This is a genomic window from Lyngbya sp. CCY1209, assembly GCF_035615495.1.
Classification (GTDB): Bacteria; Cyanobacteriota; Cyanobacteriia; order Cyanobacteriales; family Microcoleaceae; genus Limnospira.
On the sequence record NZ_JAJENU010000555.1, the window covers coordinates 1 to 5,983 of the forward strand.

Consider the following 5,983-nt stretch of genomic DNA (forward strand, 5'->3'; position numbering starts at 1 on the left):
AGGTACGTATCCGGCAGGTGTTTTCCTCTACCGTGACTCTAATATGACACAGACTGTTAAGCTTTGTAAAGGGTTTTGACGAAATATTTACTTAACCGTTTGATAAGCAGAGCTAATCATTGTGCAGATGTCCGTCCCCGTCACCTATTCTCCGGCCTACACCGTCGTTCCGACCTACGAATGTTTCAATCGCTGTACCTATTGCAACTTCCGGGCCGATCCCGGAACGAGTCCCTGGCTGACGATCGCCCAATTGGAGGAACAACTGGCTCCGCTGTCGGCACAGGGGGTGATCGAAATTCTGATTTTGAGCGGGGAGGTGCACCCCGAGAGTCCCCGGCGCGGCGCCTGGTGCGATCGCATTTATGAATTGTGCGATCGCGCCCTCAGCTTGGGATTTGTGCCCCACACCAACGCCGGACCGCTGAAATTCGAGGAGATGGCCCGGTTGAAACGGGTGAATGTGTCGATGGGGTTGATGCTCGAACAAATCACCCCCGATCTATTAAAGACCGTCCACCGCCGCGCCCCCAGTAAAGTGCCCTCGGTGCGGTTGCAACAGTTGGAGTGGGCGGGGGAATTGCAGATTCCCTTCACCACGGGGTTGTTGTTGGGTATCGGGGAAACCCCGGCGGATTGGCGGGATACCTTAGAGGCGATCGCAAAAGTTCACGATCGCCACGGCCACATTCAAGAAGTGATCCTGCAACCCCACAGTCCCGGGAGCCGACAAGCTCAAACGGGAGAGGCCTTTAATTTGGCTCAATTGCCGGAAGTCGTCGCCATCGCCCGTTCCATCCTCCCCGATGCCATCGCCCTACAAATTCCCCCGAACCTGATCGCGGAACCCGACTTATTATTAAAGTGTCTGGAAGCGGGCGCCCGGGATTTGGGCGGCATCGGTCCCCAAGATGTGGTCAATCCCGACTATCCCCACCCGCACCCCCACAGGTTGGCGGCCATTCTCGCCGAGTCCCGCTGGGAGTTGCGGCCCCGACTGCCGGTTTATCCCCAGTACGATCGCTGGCTACCCCCACAATTACAAATTGCCGTCGGCCGGTGGCGAAAAAAACTTGCGCGATCGTCATCAACTGTGATACGATAGTAAATCGCTGTGGCGGCATAGCCAAGTGGTAAGGCAGAGGTCTGCAAAATCTCCACCCCCGGTTCAAATCCGGGTGCCGCCTTTTCTGATAACCCGTTGCCCTGTAATGGTAACAACGCTTTACAGATTACTCATAACCCATTCCTGAGACGGGCTAAATCACTATATCGCTCCGGACGGGAGAACAGCGCCGGGGCACCGCGCTCCAGACCGATCCCGCAGGGGCTCGACCGGCGGGGCCTGGGGTTTCCCGGATGGGATGCCGGATCTCCGGCGATCGCGATCGGGCGAAACACCTCCCCGCCCTCGGCTTGAGTCTCTATGACGCTGATTCCGGCGGCGTCGGCACCGCAGAGCTCGATCGTGCGATCGACGAGACTTTGAAGGATCGCCTCGGGCTCGCCGGCTAACTGCCGGACCAGCGATTGTTAATTATTAATGGTTAATTGTTCCCCCGCAAGACATCCAAAAAGGCGAACACCGCCGGGGGATGCAAACCGTTGGCGAGGATAGCCGCGCCGATCGCCCGTTCCAAGCGCACGGGGAGCGATCGCACTTTCACGGATTTGGGAATCGGGAGCGCCGCCAACCGGGGCAGAATTGCCGCCCCCAACCCCTGCGCTACCATGCTGACGATGGTGGAATCTTCCTTAATTTCGTAGGCAATTTTTAGGGTCTGCCCCCACTGAGCCCAGTGGTCGCGGACGGCGGAAGTACATTCGGCGTAATTGTAGAGAATAAAGGCGTGGGACGACAATTCTTCCCAGGTCAAATTGTGGGGAATATTTCCCGCCGAATTCGGTAGCAATACCACATATTCATCCCGGGTAATTTCCCAGGTGTCGAACTCCTCCGATCGCGGCAGGGGAATCAACCCGATGTCCACCTGGCCAGTCCGCAAAGCCTGTTCCACCCCCAGGGGGTCCGTTTCCGTGATTTTCACCTCCACGTTGGGAAAATTGTTGCGAAAGGCGGCTACTTTGGGGGGCAGGATGTGGGTAGCGGCGCTGCGGAAGGAGGCGACCCGCACCCGGGAACCGTGCAATCCCTTTTCCAAATTGACTTCCTGGTCGATGCTGTCCCGCAACTCCAGCATTTTCTGGGCGTGGTTGAGGACCCGTTCGCCGATGGGGGTGAGGTGGGCGCCGAAGCGCCCCCGACACAGCAGGGGAATGCCCAATTCGTCCTCCAGGGATGCGATCGCTCGGCTGACGGAGGATTGGGAAATATTCAAATTGAGGGCTGCTTCGGAAAAACTGCCTTTTTCGACGACGGCAAGCAACACCCGCACCTGAAACAAGTTCATAGACATCAGTTGAAGCAGTGGGAAGGAAGGACCGCCGGTGGCGGTTGCCAAGTTCTATCCAGTTTATGCATAGAAATGATGCCAAATGAGTTTTGCACGATACGGAACGAAGTCACTAAGCTATGGGGAACCTCTGGACTTCAGTTGCCAAAATCCGATCTATGTTTGAGTTACTTCCCTTTCACAAGTTCCGCGATACCCCCAGCGTCCGCTTTTTCGATATCACCGTCGCCGACTCCAACGCCCGGGATCTGGTGTTCCACGAAGGGCCGGCCACTAGCCCCAACGACACGGAGGACGGACACTGGCAGTTTTACCTCCACCCCAACCAGGAGGACAACCTGCTGGCGGTTTCCGGGGGCCGCACCTTTTATCTGGTCAATTTTTCCTGGGAGTACCCGTACCACATCGTCCGCCTGGACGCGAACCGCCACATTTTGCGGATTCCGCCGGGCACGTTCCACCGGTCCGTTTCCGATCCCGAGGGGTCCCTGGTGCTCAATCAGGCCATCCGCACGGCCCGGGCGACGGTGGAAAGCGAGTTCCGGGTCTACAACAGCGCGGACATCCCCCGCCTGTACCGGATCACGTCCCACGAGGCGCGGCCCCCGATCCTGCACGGATTTGAACGCCTGCGGGCCGCATGAAGCCGCGATCGCGATCGCACCCGACTCGCTTGGGAACGCAACTCTGACATGAATATTTTGGCTTTCGAGCCATTGAATCGGAATGATGGGGCGATCGCGATTGGAAGGGTGTCGGGTGTCGGGTGTCGGGTGTTGAGGGACGACCGGGGAATTATTTCTTCCTCCACTTCCTCCGCTTCCTCCGCCTTCTTTTGAATCAAGACTTATCTTCCTCACCCGACTCTCAACACCTCTCCCTTGTCGCACCAACACAATTAACCTGAGTCGGGGCGGCCAAGTGAACCGCCCCGATCGCGATCGGGGGTACATTAACCGGCGCGAGAGATGAGCTACCATTGAAATCATGGGACGGGAATTCTGCCGATGGAATCTTTTCAATGGACTCGACAATTTGAAACGGGTTTAAAAGAGGTTGACGAACAACATCATTATTTGGTCGATCTGATCAACCAACTGGGCAGCAGATTGGTCGAGAACGAGCTGATTGATAACGATGTCGTCGTCCTCTTCCGGGAGCTTTTCAACTACACCCAATATCACTTTCAGGAAGAAGAAGAATTAATGAAACGGGCGGCGATCGCGCCCCGACATTTCGATTTACACCTGGAGCAGCACCACTATTTTTTGAAAGAAATTATCTATTTTTACAGCGGCCTGCACCTGGACGAACTCCGGGACACCTCCTCGCTTCCCCAGACCGAAGTCCTCACCACCACCTCTTTGAAAGAGGTACACGACCTGTTGAGTTTTCTGACGAATTGGCTGGTTTATCACATCCTGGGTTTGGATCGGGAAATGGCCGACCAAATTCACGCCATTCAAGCCGGGGTCAGCCCGGAAACGGCCTACCAACAAGTCCAAAAACCCCAAGAGGGCGCCACCGCCACCCTCCTCGCCGCCCTGCACCATTTGTTTCATTTGATGGCGGCTCAAAATTTGGAATTGCGGGCGCTCAACCAGTCTTTGGAGGCGAAGGTAGTCGAGAGAACGCGATCGCTCGCGGAGGCGAATCATTACTTGGAAACCCTGGCATTGACTGACCCTTTAACCAGTTTACCCAACCGCCGCTACGCCCTGCAACAGTTGGCTGCTTTGTGGGAAGAATCGACCGCAGAAAAAACGCCGTTACTCTGCATGATGGTGGATGCCGATCACTTTAAAATTATCAACGACACCTACGGCCACGACGCGGGAGATTTGGTGTTGTTGGAGTTGTCACAAACGTTGAAATACACCCTCAGAACCGATGATATTGTCTGCCGTCTGGGGGGCGACGAATTCTTGGTCATCTGTCCGAAAACGAACCTGTCGGGGGGGTTGCATATTGCCGAACTCACCCGCCAGACGGTGGGGACCCTGCGAGTGCCGACAGGGGACGGTTTTTGGCGGGGTAGTATCAGTATCGGGGTGGCGGTCCGCACCGAGTCGATGGCGGGTCCGGAGGATTTGATCAAGGTGGCGGACGAGGGGGTTTATCTGGCAAAAAAAGCGGGAAAGAATTGCGTGAAGACGGCTTCAAAAATGTGCGATCGCGCCGGACTCTAACGACCGAATTGACGCGATTTTTACCACTCTAACATCCTACTTTTTCTCCAGTTCGCATTTGAGGCGATCGCTCAGTTCGACCAATTGTTGATAAACGGACTCGTGGGTGTATTCGTCATCGGGATGGGGCGGTTGCCCCGGGCGTTGAAAGTGGGGCCGTTCGTCGTTCATTTCTCCCCACAGCATATCGACCTGTCGCACCAGTTCGTGCAGAATTGAAGGATTCTCCAGAATCGATTTAAGCAACCCTGAGAAGGCTTGCAGGGGGGCATCTAAATGGCGACTGATTCGCGCCGTATCCTCATCAACCCACCGATACAAAACCGTCTGCAACGCCCCGGAAACATCGGGTAAATTGTGACGGATAAAAGTATTAATTTCCCCCTTCAATTGTACCAGCTTGGGAACCGGAGATTCTCCCTTCAAAAAAGATCCGCCCTCCCGGGCGATGACATCGGCCAGGGTGAATTCCCGGCGGCTGAACACATCCCGCCGCATCTGTTGCATTTCTTCCTCGTCGATGGGCGATCGCTTTCGGGGTTCGGGGTTGGAGGTATCTGAATTCATGGCGACAATTGGGAGAAGGTGAAGGTTGTATTGATGGTATCACAAATCGGGAGCGATCGCGCCGAATTCCCATCAGGCCGTTGCAAATTCCGTCAGGGGCCGTTTGCTGGGATGGTGGAAGCCCAAAACGATATGATTTTTCGGGATTCCCGCCGCCAGCAAATCATCCACGACGCATAAATTTGTCCAATCCTGTTCCACCCATATTTTACCATTCTTGATGCTCAGATAAATCATCATATTCTGCACCAGCTTTCGATCCTCCCACCCGAAGCGGAACCAAAGATATTGATCTCGGGTGTCGTCCAAAGCCAAGCGATCGCAAACTTCAGATGCCGGATTTTTCTCGGGTTTCTGGTGGCTCATCTCATAATATTCTGTCAATATTTTTTTGACAATATTGCGATAATTCTCTAAGTCAGCCATCGGATCGGTTCCTCCCAGGTTTGATATCAGTTATAATTTTAACGATCCTCTTCAGAGAATTTTCGCTATTAGCTTGGGAATTTATATCAGATCCGGTTATTTACCTGAGAATCGGAGATCCCCCCCAGCCCCCCTTAAAAAGGGGGGAGCCGGAATTGGCTTTGACGAAAGTGGGTATTTAACCGAATTTAATATGATTCCCAAGCGGTCTGACAATTGGGACGGTTTTATTATACAGAAATTTTCAAGCCAACCTAGTACACTCGCCAATTCAAAGTCCCCGTTGAAACCAAAGCGAAGCCTCCTCTGGCTCCCCCCTTATCTCCCCCCTTACAAAGGGGGGTTGGGGGGGATGGGGGCGGGGGGGGGATCGAAGGGGGATAATGG

At 54.8% G+C, this 5,983-nt stretch carries 7 protein-coding genes and 1 tRNA gene; 5 read left to right on the forward strand and 3 right to left on the reverse strand.

The genetic code is table 11. The features are described 5' to 3' along the window. Window positions 1-127: 127 nt before the first annotated feature. From cofG to LKE08_RS19350, 3 genes are all read left to right on the forward strand, one after another. Window positions 128-1,105, forward strand: a complete 978-nt coding sequence (cofG, locus tag LKE08_RS19340; protein WP_324705890.1) for a 7,8-didemethyl-8-hydroxy-5-deazariboflavin synthase subunit CofG — start codon at window positions 128-130, stop codon at window positions 1,103-1,105. 11 nt (window positions 1,106-1,116) lie between these two features. Further along, a tRNA-Cys gene (locus tag LKE08_RS19345) sits at window positions 1,117-1,187 on the forward strand. A 172-nt stretch (window positions 1,188-1,359) separates the two neighbouring features. Further along, entirely contained in the window at window positions 1,360-1,515 is a 156-nt protein-coding gene (locus tag LKE08_RS19350; RefSeq protein ID WP_324705891.1) for a hypothetical protein, read from the forward strand. A gap of 32 nt (window positions 1,516-1,547) precedes the next feature. Here LKE08_RS19350 and LKE08_RS19355 read toward each other — a convergent pair whose 3' ends face one another. Then, the gene (locus LKE08_RS19355) at window positions 1,548-2,417 is read right to left on the reverse strand and encodes a LysR family transcriptional regulator (protein WP_324705892.1); all 870 of its coding nucleotides are present in this window, start codon (window positions 2,415-2,417) and stop codon (window positions 1,548-1,550) included. Between the two features lie 155 nt (window positions 2,418-2,572). On the opposite strand from LKE08_RS19355, the gene LKE08_RS19360 reads away from it, so the two are divergent. Beyond that, a complete protein-coding gene (locus LKE08_RS19360) occupies window positions 2,573-3,058 on the forward strand; it encodes a redox protein (protein ID WP_324705893.1) in 486 nt (161 codons plus the stop codon). A 363-nt stretch (window positions 3,059-3,421) separates the two neighbouring features. Continuing rightward, window positions 3,422-4,603: a diguanylate cyclase gene (locus LKE08_RS19365; protein WP_324705894.1), complete on the forward strand. Its 1,182-nt coding sequence runs from the start codon at window positions 3,422-3,424 to the stop codon at window positions 4,601-4,603. Between the two features lie 36 nt (window positions 4,604-4,639). On the opposite strand, the gene LKE08_RS19370 is transcribed toward LKE08_RS19365, so the two are convergent. Further along, the gene (locus LKE08_RS19370; protein ID WP_324705895.1) at window positions 4,640-5,170 is read right to left on the reverse strand and encodes a hypothetical protein; all 531 of its coding nucleotides are present in this window, start codon (window positions 5,168-5,170) and stop codon (window positions 4,640-4,642) included. Window positions 5,171-5,242: 72 nt separating this feature from the next. Then, on the reverse strand, window positions 5,243-5,596 hold the full coding sequence (locus tag LKE08_RS19375) for a XisI protein (RefSeq protein ID WP_324705896.1): 354 nt from the start codon (window positions 5,594-5,596) through the stop codon (window positions 5,243-5,245). Window positions 5,597-5,983 lie beyond the last annotated feature (387 nt).

Bases quoted from the DNA above. Each gene is read 5' to 3' on its own strand.
- cofG (WP_324705890.1), top strand. From the start codon at position 128: ATGTCCGTCCCCGTCACCTATTCTCCGGCCTACACCGTCGTTCCGACC.
- LKE08_RS19350 (WP_324705891.1), top strand. From the start codon at position 1,360: ATGGGATGCCGGATCTCCGGCGATCGCGATCGGGCGAAACACCTCCCC.
- LKE08_RS19355 (WP_324705892.1), bottom strand. From the start codon at position 2,417: ATGTCTATGAACTTGTTTCAGGTGCGGGTGTTGCTTGCCGTCGTCGAA.
- LKE08_RS19360 (WP_324705893.1), top strand. From the start codon at position 2,573: ATGTTTGAGTTACTTCCCTTTCACAAGTTCCGCGATACCCCCAGCGTC.
- LKE08_RS19365 (WP_324705894.1), top strand. From the start codon at position 3,422: ATGGAATCTTTTCAATGGACTCGACAATTTGAAACGGGTTTAAAAGAG.
- LKE08_RS19370 (WP_324705895.1), bottom strand. From the start codon at position 5,170: ATGAATTCAGATACCTCCAACCCCGAACCCCGAAAGCGATCGCCCATC.
- LKE08_RS19375 (WP_324705896.1), bottom strand. From the start codon at position 5,596: ATGGCTGACTTAGAGAATTATCGCAATATTGTCAAAAAAATATTGACA.